The organism is Pantoea sp. SGAir0184, from assembly GCF_043544755.1.
Genome location: NZ_CP028050.1, coordinates 2,178,613 through 2,197,414, shown reverse-complemented (window position 1 = coordinate 2,197,414; position 18,802 = coordinate 2,178,613). Strand labels below are relative to the sequence as shown.

The following is an 18,802-nucleotide window of genomic DNA, read 5'->3' as shown; positions in this document are numbered from 1 at the left end:
TTTCTCAAAAAAGAATAAATTTCACTCCGGATGGCGAGTACGATCACAAAATTAGTGGGGGTTGCGGATGCACCTGAACACTGTGAAAGGTTTTTAATGATTGTATTAAAGGGGTTTTTAAACGGATTTGGGGTGATTGCAGGCAAATAAGCGATCCAGATCGCGCTGTGCGAAAAATTTCGCGCCACCTGTTGACAATTTAGTCACAACAGCACAATTCTCATCACACAAGTTATCACATTTATAACATTGCACGGCGATGAATATCGTCGCTGTTCACCCTGAGAGGTCACGTTATGTCCGAGGTCTCAATCTTAACGCAGCAGCTGGCACGCAAACGTCGGCGGCGCTACACGCTCAGCGGCGTGGTGATCGTGGCGCTGGTAGCCGCCATGGCGCTGGATACCAAAGTGGTGCGCATCGGTTCGGCGGACGACGCGCGTCAGCAGGGCTTCTCCGCAGACAGCTACGGGCAAAAAACCTTTCCCGGCATCCAGCAGGATGTTGAAGCGCGCGCGGTGGATGCCGCCACGCTTGCGGCCGCACTGAACAGCGATCGGCAGCAGGCGGTGGCCAGATACGGTGTCGGCTCGCCGCTGCCGGTGCTGCCGGTCAAACTGCAGGGCGTGGTGCAGCCGGGGCAGATGGGTGTTTTCCCGTTACAGGTCGCCGGTCTGCCGGCGGGCACGCAGCTGCGGTTGCAAACCGGCCCGGCGATTACCGGCACCGATCTGCGTGATGCCAGCGGCAAAATTCAGTTTGGTGATTTTACTAATCAGATCGAATACCAGAACGCCGGGGCGGCGATTAACCGTGCCATGAAAGCGGCGGTGCTGGAGAAACTAGACCGCGACGCGCTGCCGGGCAAAACCGTGCAGGTGGTCGGCGTGTTCCGTCTGCTCAGTCCAACCAACTGGCTGATTACGCCGGTGCGCGTGGAGGTGCAATGAAACCGTTCAACGTCAACCCGGCGCTGCTGAAAGGAGAAGTGATTCTGCAGGCGCGCAACGTCAGCAAAGTATATGGCTCCACCCATGCGCTGAAAGGCGTCAATTTTGAAATCCGCCGCGGCGAAGTTACCACGCTGTTTGGTGAAAACGGCGCCGGTAAATCGACGCTGATGAAAATTCTTTCTGGCGTGATTACGCCAACATCCGGGGAAATTCTGTTAAACGGCGAAGCAAAGGTGTTCCGTTCGGCCACCGAGGCGCGCGACTGTGGTATCTCGATTATTCATCAGGAGCTGAATCTCGCGCCCAACATGAACGTGCGCGACAACATTTTTATGGGGCGCGAAATCATGCGGCCCGGCGGGGTGGATTACGCCGAAGAGGCGCGGCTGACCCGCCATCTGATGGCGGCGCTGGAGGAGGATATTGATCCGCTGACGCCGGTGGAGAACCTGCGTCTCGGGCAGCAGCAGATTGTGGAAATCGCCCGCGCGCTGTCGGTGAATTCACAAATCCTGATCATGGATGAACCGACCTCGGCGCTCAGCGCGGCGGAAGTGGCTGTGCTGTTTCAGGTCATCCGCGATCTGACCAGTCAGGGCGTGGCGATTGTGTATATCTCACACCATCTGGAGGAAGCACTGGAGATCACCGATCGCGCTGTGGTGCTGCGTGACGGCGTGATGACCGCTTATGCCCGGCGCGACGAGATCGACCTCGAATGGATCGTGCGCAACATGGTGGGAGAGCACTTCGACCTCGGTTCACCGCCCGGCGGCTATGCCTTCGGCGGTGACGCGCTGACGGTGCAGGCGTTAACCGTGAAAAGCAAAACCGGCATCCGGCTGGTGGATCAGCTGTCGCTGACGGTGCAGGCAGGTGAGATTGTCTGCATTTATGGCCTGATGGGCGCGGGGCGCACCGAGCTGCTGGAGTGTCTCGCCGGACGGCTGAAGCAGAGCAGCGGGCACATCCTGCTGCAGGATACCGAGATCTCCGCGCTGTCGCTGTCGCAGCGCATCAAAATGGGGCTGGCGCTGGTCCCGGAGGATCGTCAGCGCGACGGGCTGGTGCAGACCATGACGGTGGGCGAAAACCTGTCGCTGGCCAGCATCAGCGAGTTTGTACGCGGGCTGGTGCTGTCAACGCGACGGGAGAAACAGCTGATTAGTGACAGCATTCGTAACGTGACGGTCAAGACTGCCGGCGGTGAGGCGGCTATCGGTTCCCTGTCCGGCGGCAATCAGCAAAAGGTGGTGATCGGCAAAATGCTCGCCACCCGACCCAAAGTGATTCTGCTGGATGAACCGAGCCGCGGCATCGATATCGGTGCCAAAGCCGAAGTGTTTCGTCTGCTGGCGGAGAACGCCAGCAAAGGGCTGGCGGTGGTTTACACCACCTCAGAAGTGGGCGAGTGCCTGAGTATCGCGCACCGCATCGTGGTGATGAGCAAAGGGCGCATCTCGGCCATCTTCGACGCCAGCGTGAGCAAAGAACGCATTATGGCCGCTTCGGGCGAGTCTCTGGTGGCATGACATGAAAAACGGAGCAAACGGTATGACTGACAGAACCCAAACGCTGGATAGCGCACCGCGGGTGGCGAAACAGGCCAGCAGCAAGCGCCTCAATCTGGCGCGGCTGCTGCTGGAAGGGCGTGCTTTTATTGCGCTGCTGGTGATTATCGCCACTTTCTCCCTGCTATCGCCCAACTACTTTACCGGCGCGAACTTCCTCACCATGGCATCGCATGTGGCCATCTTCGGTTTGCCGGCGATCGGTATGCTGCTGGTGATCCTTAACGGCGGGATTGATTTGTCAGTCGGCTCGACGCTGGGACTGGCCGGAGTGATGGCCGGCTTTATGATGCAGGGCATCAACCTTGAAGCGCTGGGCGTGGTGCTCTATCTGCCGGTGTGGGCGGTGGCAATTCTGACGCTGGTGCTGGGTGCGCTGGTGGGACTGGTCAACGGCGTGCTGATTGCGATTTTTCGCGTCCCGGCGTTTGTCGCCACGCTCGGCACCATGTATGTGGCGCGCGGTATCGCGCTGCTGATCACCAACGGTCTGACCTACAACAAACTCTCCGGCAGCGAAGCGCTGGGCAATACCGGTTTTGACTGGCTCGGTTTTAATCGCCTGTTCAACATCCCGGTCGGCGTGCTGGTGCTCGGCGCAGTGGCGCTGGCCTGCGGTTTCCTGCTGAGTCGCTCGGCGTTTGGCCGCTGGCTGTATGCCTCGGGCGGTAACGAGCGCGCCGCCGATCTCTCCGGCGTGCCGGTAAAACGCATCAAAATCAGCGTCTACGTGCTGTCGGGTATCTGCGCGGCGATGGCCGGGCTGGTGCTCTCTTCGCAGCTGACCTCCGCCGGTCCGACCGCAGGCACCACCTACGAGCTGACCGCCATTGCTGCGGTGGTGATTGGCGGTGCGGCGCTGACCGGAGGACGCGGTAACGTGCGCGGCACGCTGCTGGGCGCGTTCGTGATTGGCTTTCTCTCTGATGGCTTAGTGATTATCGGCGTTTCTGCCTACTGGCAGACGGTGTTCACTGGCGCCGTGATTGTGCTGGCGGTATTGCTCAACACCCTGCAATACGGCCGGCGCGGTCGCTAACCCTGTGCGCGCTGGCAGGCTGGCGCGCGAGTAACCGTAAAACAAACCTGTACCCTAATAATAACGGAGCACCTATGTTCACTAAACGTCTGTTTATCGCCGCCGCCGCGATGGCCATCTCCACCTTTGCCTTACCTAGCTGGGCCAACAACGGCCTGATGACCATCATCGTCAACGATCCCTCCAACCCATACTGGCTGACTGAGGGCCAGGTCGCGCAGAAGGCGGCGGAGAAGCTGGGCTACAGTGCCAAAGTCAGCGCGCACAAAGGGGATACCAACACCGAAAGCCAGCTGATTGATACGGCGATCACCAATAAATCGAAGGCGATCATTCTCGATCCGGCTAACGCCGACGGCTCGATCGGCTCGGTAAAGAAAGCCATCGCCGCCAATATTCCGGTGTTCGTGATCAATGCCGAACTGAACCAGAGCGGGCTGGCTAAAGCGCAGCTGGTGTCGAATAACGCGCAGGGCGCGGCAGTAGGCGCGATGGAGTGGGTGAAGCAGGTGGGTGACAGCGCCAGCTATGTCGAGCTGGTGGGACCGCCGTCGGATAACAACGCCGCCACGCGCGCCAACGGTTTCGATACCGTGCTGTCTCAGTACCCGACGCTGAAGAAAGTCGGCCAGGAAGTGGCGAACTGGGATCGCACCCAGGGCTTTAATAAAATGCAGTCGCTGCTGCAGGCTAATCCGAACATCAAAGGGGTGATCAGCGGTAACGATGAGATGGCGCTGGGTGCTATCGCTGCGCTGAAGGAAGCCGGCAAACTCAGTCAGGTGAAAGTGGGTGGGTTTGACGGTTCACCGGATGCGGTCGACGCGGTTAAAGCCGGCACGCTGGCCTATACCGTGATGCAGCCGGTAGCGCAGTTCGCACAGAAGGCGGTAGAGCAGGCGGACACTTTCCTCAAAACTGGCAAAACCGGGGTGGCACAGGAGAAGCAACTGTTTGACTGTATTCTGATCACTAAAGACAACGCCGGTGATTTCGTTTCGCCGTTTGTCCTGAAGCAGTAAGTCAGATTACCGATGGCGGCATTTTGGCCGTCATCGGTTGCCTGCTGCGCGCCTGATTTGCAAAAGAAACGTTTACGCGCTGTAATCAAAGCCGAAACTGCATTTCCGCTTCACTTTCCGGACGAAACATGGCGCATAACCCGCAAGAGACCTCCGCTGGTCACTTCCTGAATGAAACCTTACCGGGCGACAGCCGTCAGGCGCGTCAGCTGGCACGACGCCAGCTCATAGCCGAAGCCGTGATGGCCGAAGGCGCGGTGCGTATCGAAGATATTACTGAGCGCTTCGGGATCAGCCTGATGACCGCCCATCGCGATATTGATGAGATGGTCGAGCGCGGGCTGCTGCATAAATCACGCGGCGTGGTCTCTGCCACACCAACCAGCCTGGTGGAATCCAGCGATCTCTACCGTGCCACGCGCCAGCTGGAAGAGAAGCAGGCAATTGCCGAAGTGGCCGCTGGCTACCTTGAACCCGGCCAGGCGCTGTTTCTTGATGATTCCACCACCGTGCTGCAGATGGCGCGGCTGCTGCCGGCCAAAGCGCCGCTCACGGTGATCACCAACTCGCTGACGTTAATGAATGAATTACGTAACGGTCGCGATATCACTCTGATGGGTCTCGGCGGCCAGTTTCATCACTGGTGTAACGCCTTTATGGGGCGCATGACGCGTGACGAAATCGCCAGCCTGCGCGCCGATGTGTTTTTTGTCAGCATGTCGGCGATTATCGATGATGCGGTGTTTCATCAGTCCGCCGAGACGGTGGAAACCAAGCGCGCGATGTTCGAGGCGGCGCAGAAGCGCATCCTGATGATGGATAACACCAAGTTTGAGCGGCGCGCGCTGCATCGCTTTGCTCACCTGAGCGAGTTTGATGTGGTGATTGTTAATCAGGGCACGCCGGTGCCGGTGCTGCGTCGCCTGCAGGAGCTGGGGGTGAATGTGGTGGTGGCACCGATGAAAACCGGGCAGAGACGCACAGAGGCGTAATGCCCGGCTCGCGCCTTAGCCAAGGCCGATGAAGAAGCCGGCAATGGTGGCGCTCATCAGATTGGAGAGCGTTGCGGCGATCAGCGCGCGCAGGCCCAGCCGCGCGATTTCCGGGGTGCGCTCTGGTGCGACGGCAGAAAAGGCGCCGACCACCACGCCAATCGAACCAAAGTTAGCAAAGCCGCACAGGGCGAACGAGACGATGGCGATGGTTTTGCCGTCGAGCGCGCCCGCCTGATGCAGATAAGGTGAAAAGCTGATGTAGGCAACAAACTCGTTCACCACCAGTTTCTGACCTATCAGACTGCCCGCCAGCGCCGCATCGTGCCACGCCACGCCCATCAGCCACGCCAGCGGGGCCAGCGCGAAGCCGAGTATTCCCTGCAGGCTGATGTCGCCGTGACCAAACCAGCCGCCGATGCCGCCAAGTATGCCGTTGAGCATCGCGATGATACCGACAAACGCCATCACCACCGTCGCCAGACCGGCGGCTATTTTCATCCCGGTAATCGCTCCGCTGGCGGCGGCTTCAATCAGGCTGCGTGACGGCGTGTCGCTAAACGACAGGTGGGTAAAAGTCACCTGCGATGCTTCCGTTGCCGGACTGAGCAGCCGGGCGAACAGAATGCCGCCAGGAATGGCCATCAGCGAGGCGGCCAGCAGATATTCAATCGGTACCCCCAGCCCGGCATAGCCGAGCATAGTGGAACCGGCTATTGAAGCCATGCCGCTGCAGATGGCGGTGAACAGTTCGTTGCGATTGAGACGGTTGACGAAGGGTTTGACGATGGCCGGGATCTCATTCTGCCCGAGGAAAATGGTGGTGACCGCCACGAAGGATTCGATCTTACTGATGTTGAGCGCGCGCTGAAAGATGCCGCCCAGCAGGCGAATGATGGCGCCCATCACGCCAATATAGTAGAGCACGCTAACCAGCGCGGTGATAAAGATGATGGCCGGCAGAACGTGAAAAGCGAATACAAAGCCGGCGCCGTTAAACACCTTGTCCATTTGCGGTCCGGCCAGCGCGCCAAACAGAAACGCGCTGCCCGCATCACTGTAAGCCAGCGCCTGATGCACGCCGCTGGCGACTTTTTCCGCCAGCCATTTGCCCGGCGGCAAATAGAGGATCGCGCCGCCGAGGGCAATCTGAATCAGTAACGCGGCACCGGTGGTGCGCAGACTGATGTGTTTTTTATTTACTGACAGCAGAAACGCGATCGCCAGTAATACCACCATACCCAGAACACTTCTCATTATATCCATCATGATATTTCCTGATGTCAGCCTGGTGAGGTTGCATAGCGGTATGGGCGACCACTTTCTGCCCATATTGTGGGGTTAAAGGATTAGCGGTACCTGCGCACGCAGTCTTCGACTAAATCCCAGAACCAGGCGGTATCCAGCGTGATGCCCACTTTGGTGTTTGCCGGTTTCCCCAGCACACCCAGCGCATCACACACCGTGCGGCCATAGCAGGGACCGCTGTTGACATCGATTTCGACAAACATCGGCTGAACGTTGAAGGCATCCGGATTAATCAGATAGGCGACGCAGGTGGCGTCATGCACCGGGCCGCCCGCCAGACCGTAATTGTCGTGCTGGGTTTTCAGCGTAAAATTCATCATATCGCTGAACAGCTTGCCGGCAGGGCCGCCAGCCTTTTCCATGCGGGTAATGATGTCCGGCGTGCACACCGTCTGGTGCGTTAAGTCGAGGCCCATCATCACCAGCGGGGCGCCGGCGGTAAATACCACGCGCGCGGCTTCCGGGTCGGCAAAAATATTAAACTCCGCCGACGGGGTAAAATTACCGGTGCCGCAAGCGCCGCCCATCAGCACAATTTCACGGATTTTAGGAATGATTTTCGGCTGCATGCGCATCGCTACTGCAATATTAGTGAGCGGGCCGACCGGCACCAGCGTGATATCCCCGTCGCTGTTCATCAGCGTATCGATAATAAAGTTCACCGCGTGCTTTGTTTCCGCCTTACGCGTCAGCGGGCCGAACACCGGGCCGTCAAGACCGGTTTCGCCGTGAATATTATCGGCGACGATCTGCTGGCGCATAATCGGCTGCGGCATGCCGGCATAAACTGGCGTGTCAATATTTAGTGTCTGGCAAACGTTCAGGCCATTAACCAGCGTTTTGTCCAGAATTTGATTGCCCGCCACGATACTGATGCCGAGCAGTTCTATCGAAGGATGTTTCGCGGCCAGCATGATGGCGATGGCATCATCATGACCGGGATCACAGTCCAGAATAATTTTACGTGCTGTCATGGTTTACTCCTCAGCTTCTTTATTTATCACCTTAATTTCATTGCAGAAATTTTCCGGTGCGGTAGGGTAGAGGCCTTCACCTTAGCAGCGGCGTGACACGCCAGAGTATGAGAAATCTCATAGTGGACATCGAATGATGAAAGAAATAAATAATGACGCGCTGAAGCAACAGTTAATAATGGCGTCCGGCTATTGCGATAAATTTTCAGCCGATGTGATCCCGCACACACATTTATTTCATATTCTTGCCGGGGACTATATTGTGCGTGAGGGGGCTCTGCCGGCGTATATGTTTTATCTGGCGCGCGGTCGCACCAAACTGTATGTCACGCTGGCCAATGGCCGTATTTCGCTGGTGGATTTCTTTAATGCGCCCTGTTTTATTGGCGAGATTGAAGTGCTGGATGAAACGCATGCTTCACGCGCGGTGCAGGCGATTGAAGCCTGCTGGTGCCTGGCGCTGCCGGTGAAAACCTGCCGCACGCTATTGTTAAATGATGCGCAGTTCCTGCGCCACGCCTGCCTTGGCCTGGTGAAAAAGAATTTCCGCAATATTGTCACCTCAACGCGCAATCAGGCGTTTCCGCTGGTTAACCGGCTGGCGGCCTTTATCCTGCTGACTCAGCATGACGGTGTGTATAAAGAGAAGCATACGCAGGTAGCGGAGTACCTTGGCGTGACCTATCGCCACCTGCTGTATGTGTTTGCGCAGTTCAGCGCAGAAGGGGTGCTGCGTAAGCAGCAGGGGGGTTATGCGATCGGTAACCGCGCGGCGCTGACGGCCTTAGCCGAAGAGATGGAACCCGGCGCAGCGCTGCCGGGTCACTGAGGTTTATGCGCCCTGGCGGGTGGCCGCCAGCACGATTTCCCGCACGCAGACCGACTGCGGCTGCGAATAGGCGTAATCGATGGCGCTGGCCACATCGTCTGCGCTGAGCACCTTGCCGCCCATTTCGGCTTTCCACGCGTGATAACTGTCCTTAATTGCTTCGCTGGTGGTGTGGCTCAACAGTTCAGTTTCAACAGCGCCGGGTGCGATGACGATCACGCGTACATTGTGCGGCGACAGCTCTTCGCGCAGGTTCTCTGACATGCCATGCACAGCGAATTTAGTGCCAACATACACTGCGTGATTAGGAAACGTCTTCCGTCCGGCCACTGAGCTGATATTAATGATCGTGCCGCTTTTACGGTCAATCATGCCTGCGGTGACCGCCTGCACGCCATTGAGCAGGCCTTTCACGTTGACGTCGAACATCTTATCCCATTCGCTGGCATCCTGTTGTTCAATCGCGCCGAGCAGCATCACGCCCGCATTGTTAATTAGCGCATCGACCGGGCCAAACTGCTGCTCAGCATCCTGCACTGCGGCGGTAAATGCGTGGCGATCGGTCACATCAACCGCGCGGCACAGGGCGTTGGGCAGGTTCAGTGCCGTCATACGATCGATACGGCGAGCCAGCAGCAGCAGGGCATGTCCACGCGCCGAAAGCAGTTTCGCCGTGGCAAGACCGATACCGGAGCTGGCGCCGGTGATAACGATTAAGGGTTTAACATTCTGCGTCATAATGACTTCCTCATAGATAAAATTAATGGCGAAGCTGAGGCGTGCACTTTAAATCGCGTGGCAATTGGTGAAAAATGGTTTTTTTCTTTCGCCGATATAATGATTTTCTATGGATAAGCGACAGCTAAAAGCTTTTATCTGCGTGTTTGAGGAGCGCAACATCACGCGCGCCGCACAGTTACTCAATCTGACGCAGCCCGCGCTCTCGGCCACGATCAAGCTACTGGAAGAGGAGCTGGCCACCACGCTTTTTATCCGCAGGCCGCGCGGCGTGGAGGTCACGGAGGACGCTCGTGTCCTTTATCCGCAGGCGCGCAAGATGCTCAGCGATATGCAGGCGCTGGTCACACGCTTTCGGCAGCCGTCGGATTGCCTGCCGCTGAAGATTGGCGTCGAAGGGGATGTCGCCCCCGCCCAGCTGGCGCAACTGCTGACGGCCATCCGGCAACATTTTCCCACGGTGCTGCTTAACGTCGAGCCCGGTTGCGTGGGCGATATCCGGCTGGCGTGTGAAAGACTGCGCTGCGAAGACGAGCTGTTTATGCCGCTGTTTGAAGAGCACTACGTGCTGGCGTATCCCGCCAGTCATGCGCTAAATCAGCTGGAAACGCTGACCCATGATCAGTTGCATCCGCTGTCGTGGGTGATGGTGCCGACTGATGAGTCACATCAGCGGCTGCTGCCGTTTTACGGTGCGGGTGCGGCAGCGGCCAACGCCGGCAGCTACGCGCTGGCGCTGGATCTGGCGGAAGCCGGCTTTGGCGTCACCATTGCGCCGGCGCCGCTGGTTGCCGCGCGGCATCGCCTGGCCTGGCGCGCTTTACCCGGTCAGCCGCTGATGCGGCGTGTCGGCATTTGCTATGCGGTTCAGGCGCAGGCCAATCCGGCGGTAGAACGGCTGCTGGCGCACTTCAGCCACGGCGCGCCTTTGCGTACTTCGTGATAGATCCGGTACGCTGCCGGGCGCACCGGTTCAAAGCAGATTAGCGCGGGTTCATCATGTCAAATATGGCGTCAAAATTGCCGTCGCGTTCGGCCCAGCGCCGCGTATAGTCGCGCTCCAGCAGCAGTTCGCCGCGCGCGACCGGACCATTTTCCAGCATCTGCAGAATCTGCGCGATATAGTCTTCCAGCGGCATGGCACGGGGATCGCTGAGCTGGTGATCACCGGTCAGCGCCGTCTGTAGATATGGCGGCAGCATTTCCAGCACCTCAACCGGGGTATTACGCAGCTGATGACGCAGCGAAACCAGCCAGGAATGCAGAAAGGCTTTGCTGGCGCAGTAGGTGGGAAAACTGGCCAGCGGCATGAAGGCCAGCGCGGAACTGGTTGCCATCAGCGTGGCCTGCGGCTGACGGCGCAGCAGCGGCAAAAACGCGGCGGTGACGCGAATCACACCGAGGATGTTGGTCATCACGATTTGCTCAGCAATATCACTGGTCCATTCGTCTGTCGTCACCGTTTCCGGCTGCGAGATACCGGCGTTGGCGATCAGCACGTTGATATGCGGGAACTGCGCGTGAATCGCCGCAGAACAGCGGGCGAGGGCGGTGGTGTCATTAACGTCCAGAGCAAAGCCGGTAATGGCCGGGCGCTGGGCGGTGATCTCATCGAGCAGCGCCTGACGTCTGCCGGTGATAATGACGCGGTTACCGCGATCGTGAAAAACCTCGGCCATGCGGCGGCCAATACCGCTGGTTGCGCCGGTGATGAGCAGGGTGTTGTTGGTCAGTTTCATAGTGTGCCTTGTCAGTCAGAGAATGAAAGGCCACGTGCAGTGATGCACTGCTAGCGATCCCGTGAAACAGGATGCGTAGAAAGCGTGAACGATGCCGTGGCGCTGTTCCGGTTTTCCTCTGCGCAGAGGCCCATTCCGGTTCAGGGCGCGTTGGATGACGGTAACGCCTACGGCAAGTCAGAAGTGAGATGCGCGCTTACTATATAGCGAGCCGGGGAGGGATGTCTATCCTGTCGTCCTGTTCCTGCAGACTGTGGCGTTTCGTTTTCTGACCATGATCAGTTATGCTGATTTGTATTAAAAATCATAAAGGAATTATAAAGTGCGCACCCGCGATTCGGCTCGTTTGCTTATTATAAATCCCCTTAATCAGGTTTTATTATTCTGGTTTAAGCATAAAAATAATGCCCTGTCAGGCAGAGAATACTGGGCTACACCCGGTGGAGGCGTTGAACCGGGAGAGACTTTTGAACAGGCAGCTATCAGAGAGCTCAGAGAAGAAACAGGCTTTTATGTCGATGATGTGGGTCAGCCGTTAACTGAGCGCATTTTTGAAATGACGCTTCCCAGCGGTGAGGTGGTTTTGGCAAATGAACGATTTTATTTAATTAAAGTTGGAGATGAAGATATCTGTACCAGTGGTTGGACTGAAAATGAAAAGTCAGTCATTGATAGTTATCACTGGTGGGATCTTACTGAGCTGCGAAACACTCGCGACGTCGTTTATCCAATAAATATTGCTGATCTCTGCACATTGCCGGATTAATTACGCGACGTGTCATAGCGTTGAGCGTATGAATCTATCATTGCCGCTTTCAAATGGAATCTTATTGCAGGTGATCAGAGTATGTTCAGTGGAGCCGACACATGCTTAGGAAAGCAAAGTTTGAAGCATGGACTCTGGGTTGAACCTGATGGATGCCAGGCTTTTTGTCTAAAAGGTATTCACGGAAATGCATGCAGAAATTATTCAGGTATTTCAGGATTTTCAGCAGGTAGCCTAAGCGGCCAGGTCAGCTTTGACTCTATAATCAAATGGCGCATAATGTATATTATGTTAAATAAGATATCTAGTCACGTATCGTAACCCTTCAGTTCGCCCTTCACGCCTCTTACCAGGCCCACAACTCATTTCATCACGGCGACAGTGAAAACTTATCCTACCGGTCCGTTTGATGGACACCATGGCGTTATCCTGGTGCGCATCAATGCGCACCCTACAATTGTAGGGTCGCCATTCATGGCGACCGAACCCGGCGCCGTCAGCGGATTGCCACCCTCATTTATCTTTAAAATAATCTTCCGGCATTTGTCCCGGCGGCATGTTGATTACGGCATCATTATCCGGACCTTCATTCTTCATGTAGGTCACTTTGGCAAACTCAGGAATCACTACGTACGGATACGCTGGCCCTTCATCACGGAAACGATGCATATCTTCGATAAATTCATTCTGATAGCAGATGGTTTTTTCCGGATGCTGTCCTTCGCCGGCAATCCACTGCGGGAAAAAGATGGTGCCGTGAATCACCTTGCGGTTGATATCAAACAGCAGACTGACGCAGGTGCCGGTCGGCTCGTGCCAGTCGACTTTATAAATGCCCGGTGCAAACTGCACCGCATTCATGCTTTGATTGGTCACCCAACGGCCACCAACCAATCCCTGATGGATACGATAATCACAGGTCGTCGCGTTGCGCGCGTACCACTCATATTTCCAGCCATTATCATAGGTATAAACGAAATGTGTCCCGACAAACGCAGACAAATCTTTGGAAAATTCATCCGTTATCATGGTGTTATCCATTATTTTACCTCATCAGCAGTTTGTTGAAGCAGGAATAGTAAGTTATAGCGCCTGTGAGAAAACCAGACGGCAAATTAACAAAAAAATCCGCTTCCTGAGCGTGCTGCCGGCTTGACAGCGCCCGTCCCCTGCTCTTTTATCTCCTCTGCACGCCGGGCCAGCTGTCGCTGTTACATTCTGAAGGCGTCGTCTGGTCGTTTTCCTGCTAAATCTCGCTGCAATCTTTGCAACAGCGAGGTCAAACGTTCGGCGATGTAATCGGTAAATTCTGCACGTCCCAGCGTTCTGGCAAATACCTGCTGGGGTATGAAACGGCGCATCTCGTTGTAAAAACGTCCGTCTTTGACGATGTTTTCGATACCAGCCAGTCGTTGTTTTAATAACTTTTCATAGTCAGGAATCCGGTAATCCTCGATTTTTTGCCGAATCCAGCCCACATCATACGCAGCGCCTTGCTGCATCAGCCACGGTAAATCCCAGACATCGCGATAACGAAGATATTTGGTGGTCGCAACCAGAGAAATAAGCTTATCACTCATGATTTCGTCGAGACTTTCACACATCACCAGCGTATCGCTGTAGCCATCCGGCAACACCGGATAATTGCGGCTCAGCGGCAACGGTTTGCGACTGTAAGCGGGAATATTAGCAACTTCGACTTTGATGGGTTGCTTAGGCATATCGCGTTTTTCGGGTGCTGTCGTCACGGAGACCTGCCATTTATCGACCCTAGTCTCTTCATAGCCGGGCTGGCGGCGAAGTTCTGCCGGCTCTTTGACCGTAACTTCTAAACCGTAACGCGTGCCGAGATAATCTTCGATACAGACCTTCATGTTTTTTAAATCTGCACCGGAAAAGTTGATGCCGCCGGCGAAATCCAGATCCTCGCTAAACCGATTGCAGTCATAACATAGCCGCAAAGAGGTACCGCCCTGGAACGTCAGATTTTGCAGCAGACCCGCTTTATCCAGACAGTAAAGGATGTCGTAGTGTAAAAGCTCTTTTTCCACTACGTTACGCATACCCTCGAGTTGCGCTGAAGCCATGACCTTAGAGACCAGTTCAGTGAAACTGACTTTCTGATTCATCGTTCATTTCCGCCTCATCAATCAGATGCGTATTACGCCCCACCCGACGTAAATCGCGCAGTGCGGCTTTTTTGGTTGCCAGGCGCAAAGGTGACTCGCCCAAAATGGTGTCCTGCAAAATTTGTTCAGGCGAACGTTTGGTATGCGTAAATTCGATCACGCCATAAGGCGTAATGTGTTCTTCAGAACGGCCCGTGGTCATAACGGTAAGACGCCCCATCGGGATTTGTGAAATTACACCGTAAGCCGATAACGCCGATTCCAGGCTCAGGTAGCTGTATTCTCCTCTGCGCAACGTCTGTACGATTCTTTCCAGCGTGTAAGCGTCTTTACTTCTCGCATAGGCGTAAACATAGACGCCACGGCTGGCGCGCTGCAGGATACCGTCCTTCACCAGACGGTTCAGGCCAGCGTTGAAAGCCTTGTCACTGTCGTCATAAAAGACTTTGGCTAAATCACGCACAGCAAAGACATAGCGCCCCTGCCTGTCAAACGCGTTAAGCCGCTCGATTGCCGTCATTTTGTTCATATAAGTCTACGGGAAAACCACATTTATAGAGTATTCATGTGTACATGATTTGCCCTGCACTTTCAAGTGCACATGAATACCAGCAAAAAGTAGTATTCATGTGCACTTAGTCCACCTGGTTCAAATCTGGAAACTCTCCGTCGGTGTTACCAAAATCGCATGCCGGTTAAATGCAGGGTTCTGGCGATGCCACCAACGGCGATCAGCGCCAGCACAATGCCCAACCCCGCCATCGCTTCAAATCCAAGGTGCCTGAACAGCAGATAACCGACAACGCAGCCGGACAGAAATGAGAAGATCGTAACCAGGTGAGTAAAAAGTACAGTTCGGTGGCCATCGCGATCGGCAGCCTCGCTTTGACTGAAGGATGCGCGTAGCCAGGATCCCAGCGCGATGCCGGCGTCGGTCAGTGTGCCGGTCACGTGCGTGGAGCGAACACGACCGGAAGAAAGCTGGGTCGAGGTTGAGTTATGGATACCCATCAGCAGACTCAGCGTAACCAGAATTTCGCCGTTGTTTCGTTCGGAATACCACAGAATTTCTACCAGGGAGGTCAGCAGCAGGAAAATACCCTCGGCCAGCAGCACCAGACAGTAAATGGTGCGCAGATTCCGCTTCAGGCCGTAAGCTACCGTCAAACGCGCCAGCATGGCACCGCAGACAAAAGCAAAAATCAGCACGGCCAGAAACAGCAGATCGTGCAGGTCAGAACCATTCACCTCTGCCGAAATTTGCGAGGTATTGCCGGTCATATGGGAAGGGAAAAAACCAAATGCGCCAAACGCCATGGCGTTGAGGATACCGGCCGTGGTGGCCAGCGTTAACGCCAGCAGGCGGTCTTCGCTGTGAGAGCGGATTTTCTTCTTGCGCAACAGCATAATCTATTCAGCACTCCTTTGAGAGATTCTCGGGTTGGTCGGGTCTCATCCTTATCAAGCATAGCGGCTATGCTCCGACTCACGGCTAATCCTCTGCTTTTATTACTTTTAAATCCTCCGCTGCCACATCGTGTCGCTGTCATTTTTTTGTCATTTCCACGTCAGCGGAATGTTGGTCCCCGGCGCTTACAGTGGTGCATGAACCCCGATTAATTATGAGGATCGATCATGACATTACGCAAAATCACGGCGCTGACGGCGCTGGTAATCTCTGCCCTGAGTGCCGGACTGGCGCACGCCGACAGCGCTGCCGCGCCGCAGGAAGTAAAAAATATTGTGCTGGTCCATGGCCTGTACGCTGATGGATCCAGCTGGGGCAAAGTCATCCCACTGTTACAGGCGAAAGGTCTGCACGTCACCGCGGTACAAAACCCAACGACGTCGCTGAATGATGACGTGGCGGCGGTGAAACGCGCGCTGGCACAGCAGGACGGACCGGTGATTCTGGTTGCGCACTCTTATGGCGGCATGGTTATCAGCCAGGCGGGCGATGAACCTGAAGTGAAGGGGTTGGTATTTATCGCGGCGCGCGCGCCGGAAGCGGGTGAAGATTATCCGGCGCTCACCAAAAAGTTTCCTGCAGCACCCGTTGCCGCTGGCCTGAAGTGGCGTGACGATGGCTTTGGCGCGCTCAGTGAACAGGCGTTTATCCATGACTTTGCCGGCGATCTGCCGGAAAGCGAAGCGCGGGCTTATTACGCCGTTCAGCAACCGATGGGTAAAGCTATTACCCAGGCGAAAACCAGCGTGGCGGCCTGGCATAGCAAACCGAGCTGGTATGCGGTGTCGACGGAGGATCGCACTATCAATCCGGATCTGCAGCGCTTTATGGCGAAACGCATGCATGCGCAGACCATCGAACTCAAGGCCAGCCATGTGTCGCTGATTTCCCAGCCGCAGGCGGTGGCAAATCTGATTATGAAAGCCGCACACGTGCAGGGGTATTGATCGCGCCCTTACCGGGTGCATGTTTGATAGCGGCGCAATTTATTGCGTAATAATCGCGCCGCTACCAGGGGGGCGCGCCCTGCCTCATGAATACGCTGGGGCACTCTTCATATCCAGTTCATAAACCACACAGGGCTGGTCGTAATGCTGCTCGATACCGCGATAGCGCATACCCAGCCGCTGCATCACCCGATGGGATGCAAGGTTTTCCGGATGTGCCACCGCCACCAGATAATCCACGCCAATCTGCCCGGTAGCAAACTGCACAATCGCCGTGGCGGCTTCGGTGGCATACCCTTTCCCCTGACTGCTGCGCAACAGTCGCCAGCCAATTTCCAGCGGCGCCTGTTCCTGATGGGCCAGATGCTGCAGACAAGCCGCACCGACGATGTCATCGCTGCTCTTCTCGCGCAGTGCCCACCAGGAAAAACCATAGCGCTGCCAGCGTTGCTGCACGCGCTCAATGGTCGCCAGCGTCTCGTCCTCGCTCTTCACCTGTCCCTCATTGATATAACGCATGATTTCCGGGTCATCATCCATCGCGCGCAAGCCGGCGAGGTGGCTTAGCGCAAAGGGTTCCAGTCGTAAGCGTTCTGTTTCAATCACTGCCTGCATAACTCTCTCCCCGGGTTGTCCTGTTCGCCACCGGTAGTGGCTATGTAGTTAGCGCATCATCGCCTTTGTGCGCGTCCGTTACCGGCCAGGCTCCTGACATTAACGGACAACATTGCCAGCGTCATCACAATTTCCAATGACCGGTCAGCTTGTAACCTCATCAACCTCGTGACAATATCGCTACATGTATATACATGTATGTTTCGTGACATTTACTACTGACTAACAAGAAAAATCAATGACTAACCACCTTTAGCCGTTCCAGCGAGGAAACTATGTCCGCTCAGATACCTGCCGCAGATTATTCAGGTGCAGAGAAACAGCGCCTGTCAGAAACACGTTCCATTGATTACATCCCGCTAAGCGAGCGTCACGGGCATCCGTTTAGCCAGTTCACATTGTGGTTTGGTGGCAATTTGCAGATCACCGCCATTGTTACCGGTGCGCTGGCGGTGGTACTGGGCGGCGATGTGGTCTGGTCGATTGTCGGTTTACTGGTGGGACAGATCGTCGGCGCGGCCATCATGTCGCTGCACGCGATCCAGGGCCCGCGCCTTGGCCTGCCGCAGATGATCACCAGCCGTATGCAGTTTGGCGTTTTTGGCGCGGTGATCCCGCTGGTGCTGGTGTGCATTATGTATGTGGGCTTCTCGGCCAGCGGCACGGTACTGGCCGGCCAGGCGCTGGCGAAGCTGGTCAACGTCAGCAATGCAGCCGGCATGATCATCTTCAGCGCCATCATCATTGTGATTGCGGTGCTCGGCTATCGGGTGATTCATAAACTCGGCAAAGTGGCCAGCGTCATCGGCGTGCTGGCGTTTGTTTACCTGTTCATCACCCTACTCTCCAGCCACGATTTAGCGGCCGTCTGGCAAAATCAGCACTTCAGCGTTGCCAGTTTTCTGCTGGCGGTATCGCTCTCCTCGTCATGGCAGATTGCGTTTTGCCCTTATGTGTCGGACTACTCGCGCTATCTGCCGGTGGATGTCTCCGCGAAAAAGCTGTTCAGTTCGGTGTTTTTTGGCACCGTGCTGGGCACGCAGGCATCCATGACGCTGGGCGTCATTGTGGCTGCAATTGCGGGTAAAGCGTTCTCCGGTAATGAAGTGGGCTACATCGTTGGGCTGGGCAGCAGCGCCACCATGGCGATGGTTATCTACTTCGCCATCTGCTTTGGCAAAATCACCTTCACCACGCTCAATGCCTACGGCAGCTTTATGTCGCTGACCACCATTGTCTCCGGTTTTCGCCAGCAAACCGCGATCAGCCGTGGCGGACGTATCCTGTTTGTGGTGCTGATGGTCACGCTCTCCTGCATCATTGCGCTACTCAGCGAACCGGCGTTTCTCAAATCATTTACCCACTTCCTGCTGTTCCTGCTGGCCTTTTTTGTGCCGTGGAGCGCTATCAGCCTGACGGATTTTTATCTGATTACCCAAGGGAAAGTCGATGTGCCCGCGCTGTCGCAACCGGATGGCCGCTACGGTCGCTGGAACTGGGCAGGCATTATCATTTACTTCCTTGGGGTGCTGGTACAGCTGCCGTTCATTGATAACCCGCTGCATCATGGTTCCCTGACGTGGATTTTTGCCGGCAACGATGTGTCATGGATCATCGGCTGGTTTGTTACCGCGCTGCTGTGGCTGGCCGCACGTCGCTTTGATCGCCGCGGGAAACTGGCCGACTCTGTTTACCCTCAGTGACGTTGTCAC

General features: G+C 55.8%; 19 protein-coding genes. 10 read left to right on the top strand and 9 right to left on the bottom strand.

Annotated elements, in window-relative coordinates; genetic code table 11:
• Window positions 1-296: 296 nt before the first annotated feature.
• From C1N60_RS10300 to C1N60_RS10280, 5 genes are all read left to right on the top strand, one after another.
• Window positions 297-950, top strand: coding sequence for a DUF2291 domain-containing protein (locus C1N60_RS10300; RefSeq protein ID WP_021506049.1), 654 nt, complete (start codon window positions 297-299; stop codon window positions 948-950).
• On the top strand, window positions 947-2,485 hold the full coding sequence (locus tag C1N60_RS10295) for a sugar ABC transporter ATP-binding protein (protein WP_058780568.1): 1,539 nt from the start codon (window positions 947-949) through the stop codon (window positions 2,483-2,485). Before C1N60_RS10300 ends, C1N60_RS10295 begins: the two co-directional genes overlap by 4 nt.
• A gap of 22 nt (window positions 2,486-2,507) precedes the next feature.
• Window positions 2,508-3,563, top strand: coding sequence for an ABC transporter permease (locus C1N60_RS10290; protein ID WP_394520799.1), 1,056 nt, complete (start codon window positions 2,508-2,510; stop codon window positions 3,561-3,563).
• 74 nt (window positions 3,564-3,637) lie between these two features.
• Window positions 3,638-4,585: a D-ribose ABC transporter substrate-binding protein gene (locus C1N60_RS10285; RefSeq protein WP_058758551.1), complete on the top strand. Its 948-nt coding sequence runs from the start codon at window positions 3,638-3,640 to the stop codon at window positions 4,583-4,585.
• A gap of 128 nt (window positions 4,586-4,713) precedes the next feature.
• Window positions 4,714-5,577, top strand: a complete 864-nt coding sequence (locus tag C1N60_RS10280; protein ID WP_394520798.1) for a DeoR/GlpR family DNA-binding transcription regulator — start codon at window positions 4,714-4,716, stop codon at window positions 5,575-5,577.
• Window positions 5,578-5,592: 15 nt separating this feature from the next.
• Here C1N60_RS10280 and C1N60_RS10275 read toward each other — a convergent pair whose 3' ends face one another.
• Together C1N60_RS10275 and rihB are read right to left on the bottom strand one after the other, a co-directional pair.
• Window positions 5,593-6,843 (bottom strand): NupC/NupG family nucleoside CNT transporter, encoded by a 1,251-nt coding sequence (locus C1N60_RS10275; protein ID WP_394521749.1) that lies wholly within the window; start codon window positions 6,841-6,843, stop codon window positions 5,593-5,595.
• Between the two features lie 83 nt (window positions 6,844-6,926).
• Window positions 6,927-7,859 (bottom strand): ribosylpyrimidine nucleosidase, encoded by a 933-nt coding sequence (gene rihB / locus C1N60_RS10270; RefSeq protein ID WP_211724444.1) that lies wholly within the window; start codon window positions 7,857-7,859, stop codon window positions 6,927-6,929.
• Between the two features lie 136 nt (window positions 7,860-7,995).
• On the opposite strand from rihB, the gene yeiL reads away from it, so the two are divergent.
• Window positions 7,996-8,688, top strand: a complete 693-nt coding sequence (gene yeiL / locus C1N60_RS10265) for a transcriptional regulator YeiL (RefSeq protein ID WP_127834764.1) — start codon at window positions 7,996-7,998, stop codon at window positions 8,686-8,688.
• A gap of 3 nt (window positions 8,689-8,691) precedes the next feature.
• On the opposite strand, the gene C1N60_RS10260 is transcribed toward yeiL, so the two are convergent.
• On the bottom strand, window positions 8,692-9,426 hold the full coding sequence (locus C1N60_RS10260; protein WP_125308691.1) for an SDR family oxidoreductase: 735 nt from the start codon (window positions 9,424-9,426) through the stop codon (window positions 8,692-8,694).
• 109 nt (window positions 9,427-9,535) lie between these two features.
• On the opposite strand from C1N60_RS10260, the gene C1N60_RS10255 reads away from it, so the two are divergent.
• Window positions 9,536-10,369: a LysR family transcriptional regulator gene (locus C1N60_RS10255; protein ID WP_125308689.1), complete on the top strand. Its 834-nt coding sequence runs from the start codon at window positions 9,536-9,538 to the stop codon at window positions 10,367-10,369.
• Between the two features lie 40 nt (window positions 10,370-10,409).
• On the opposite strand, the gene C1N60_RS10250 is transcribed toward C1N60_RS10255, so the two are convergent.
• Window positions 10,410-11,165 (bottom strand): SDR family oxidoreductase, encoded by a 756-nt coding sequence (locus tag C1N60_RS10250; RefSeq protein ID WP_104186652.1) that lies wholly within the window; start codon window positions 11,163-11,165, stop codon window positions 10,410-10,412.
• Between the two features lie 322 nt (window positions 11,166-11,487).
• Here C1N60_RS10250 and C1N60_RS10245 point away from each other — a divergent pair, with 322 nt between their 5' ends.
• Entirely contained in the window at window positions 11,488-11,931 is a 444-nt protein-coding gene (locus C1N60_RS10245) for an NUDIX hydrolase (RefSeq protein WP_264443549.1), read from the top strand.
• A gap of 513 nt (window positions 11,932-12,444) precedes the next feature.
• Here C1N60_RS10245 and C1N60_RS10240 read toward each other — a convergent pair.
• The 4 genes from C1N60_RS10240 to C1N60_RS10225 all read right to left on the bottom strand — a co-directional run bounded on the left by C1N60_RS10240 (window position 12,445) and on the right by C1N60_RS10225 (window position 15,467).
• Window positions 12,445-12,960 carry a phenolic acid decarboxylase gene (locus C1N60_RS10240; RefSeq protein ID WP_058758650.1) on the bottom strand — a complete coding sequence of 172 codons (516 nt, stop codon included), beginning with the start codon at window positions 12,958-12,960 and terminating at the stop codon, window positions 12,445-12,447.
• Window positions 12,961-13,142: 182 nt separating this feature from the next.
• Window positions 13,143-14,060 carry a nucleotidyl transferase AbiEii/AbiGii toxin family protein gene (locus C1N60_RS10235; protein WP_394520797.1) on the bottom strand — a complete coding sequence of 306 codons (918 nt, stop codon included), beginning with the start codon at window positions 14,058-14,060 and terminating at the stop codon, window positions 13,143-13,145.
• Window positions 14,035-14,589 carry a type IV toxin-antitoxin system AbiEi family antitoxin gene (gene abiEi / locus C1N60_RS10230; RefSeq protein ID WP_059008831.1) on the bottom strand — a complete coding sequence of 185 codons (555 nt, stop codon included), beginning with the start codon at window positions 14,587-14,589 and terminating at the stop codon, window positions 14,035-14,037. Before abiEi ends, C1N60_RS10235 begins: the two co-directional genes overlap by 26 nt.
• Before the next feature lie 146 nt (window positions 14,590-14,735).
• A complete protein-coding gene (locus C1N60_RS10225) occupies window positions 14,736-15,467 on the bottom strand; it encodes a YoaK family protein (protein ID WP_021506033.1) in 732 nt (243 codons plus the stop codon).
• A gap of 228 nt (window positions 15,468-15,695) precedes the next feature.
• On the opposite strand from C1N60_RS10225, the gene C1N60_RS10220 reads away from it, so the two are divergent.
• Window positions 15,696-16,475, top strand: a complete 780-nt coding sequence (locus C1N60_RS10220) for an alpha/beta hydrolase (protein WP_278426981.1) — start codon at window positions 15,696-15,698, stop codon at window positions 16,473-16,475.
• 84 nt (window positions 16,476-16,559) lie between these two features.
• Here the strand turns inward: C1N60_RS10220 and C1N60_RS10215 are convergent, their stop codons facing one another.
• Window positions 16,560-17,090: a GNAT family N-acetyltransferase gene (locus C1N60_RS10215; RefSeq protein ID WP_394520796.1), complete on the bottom strand. Its 531-nt coding sequence runs from the start codon at window positions 17,088-17,090 to the stop codon at window positions 16,560-16,562.
• Window positions 17,091-17,365: 275 nt separating this feature from the next.
• On the opposite strand from C1N60_RS10215, the gene C1N60_RS10210 reads away from it, so the two are divergent.
• Window positions 17,366-18,793 (top strand): purine-cytosine permease family protein, encoded by a 1,428-nt coding sequence (locus tag C1N60_RS10210; protein ID WP_127834095.1) that lies wholly within the window; start codon window positions 17,366-17,368, stop codon window positions 18,791-18,793.
• Window positions 18,794-18,802 lie beyond the last annotated feature (9 nt).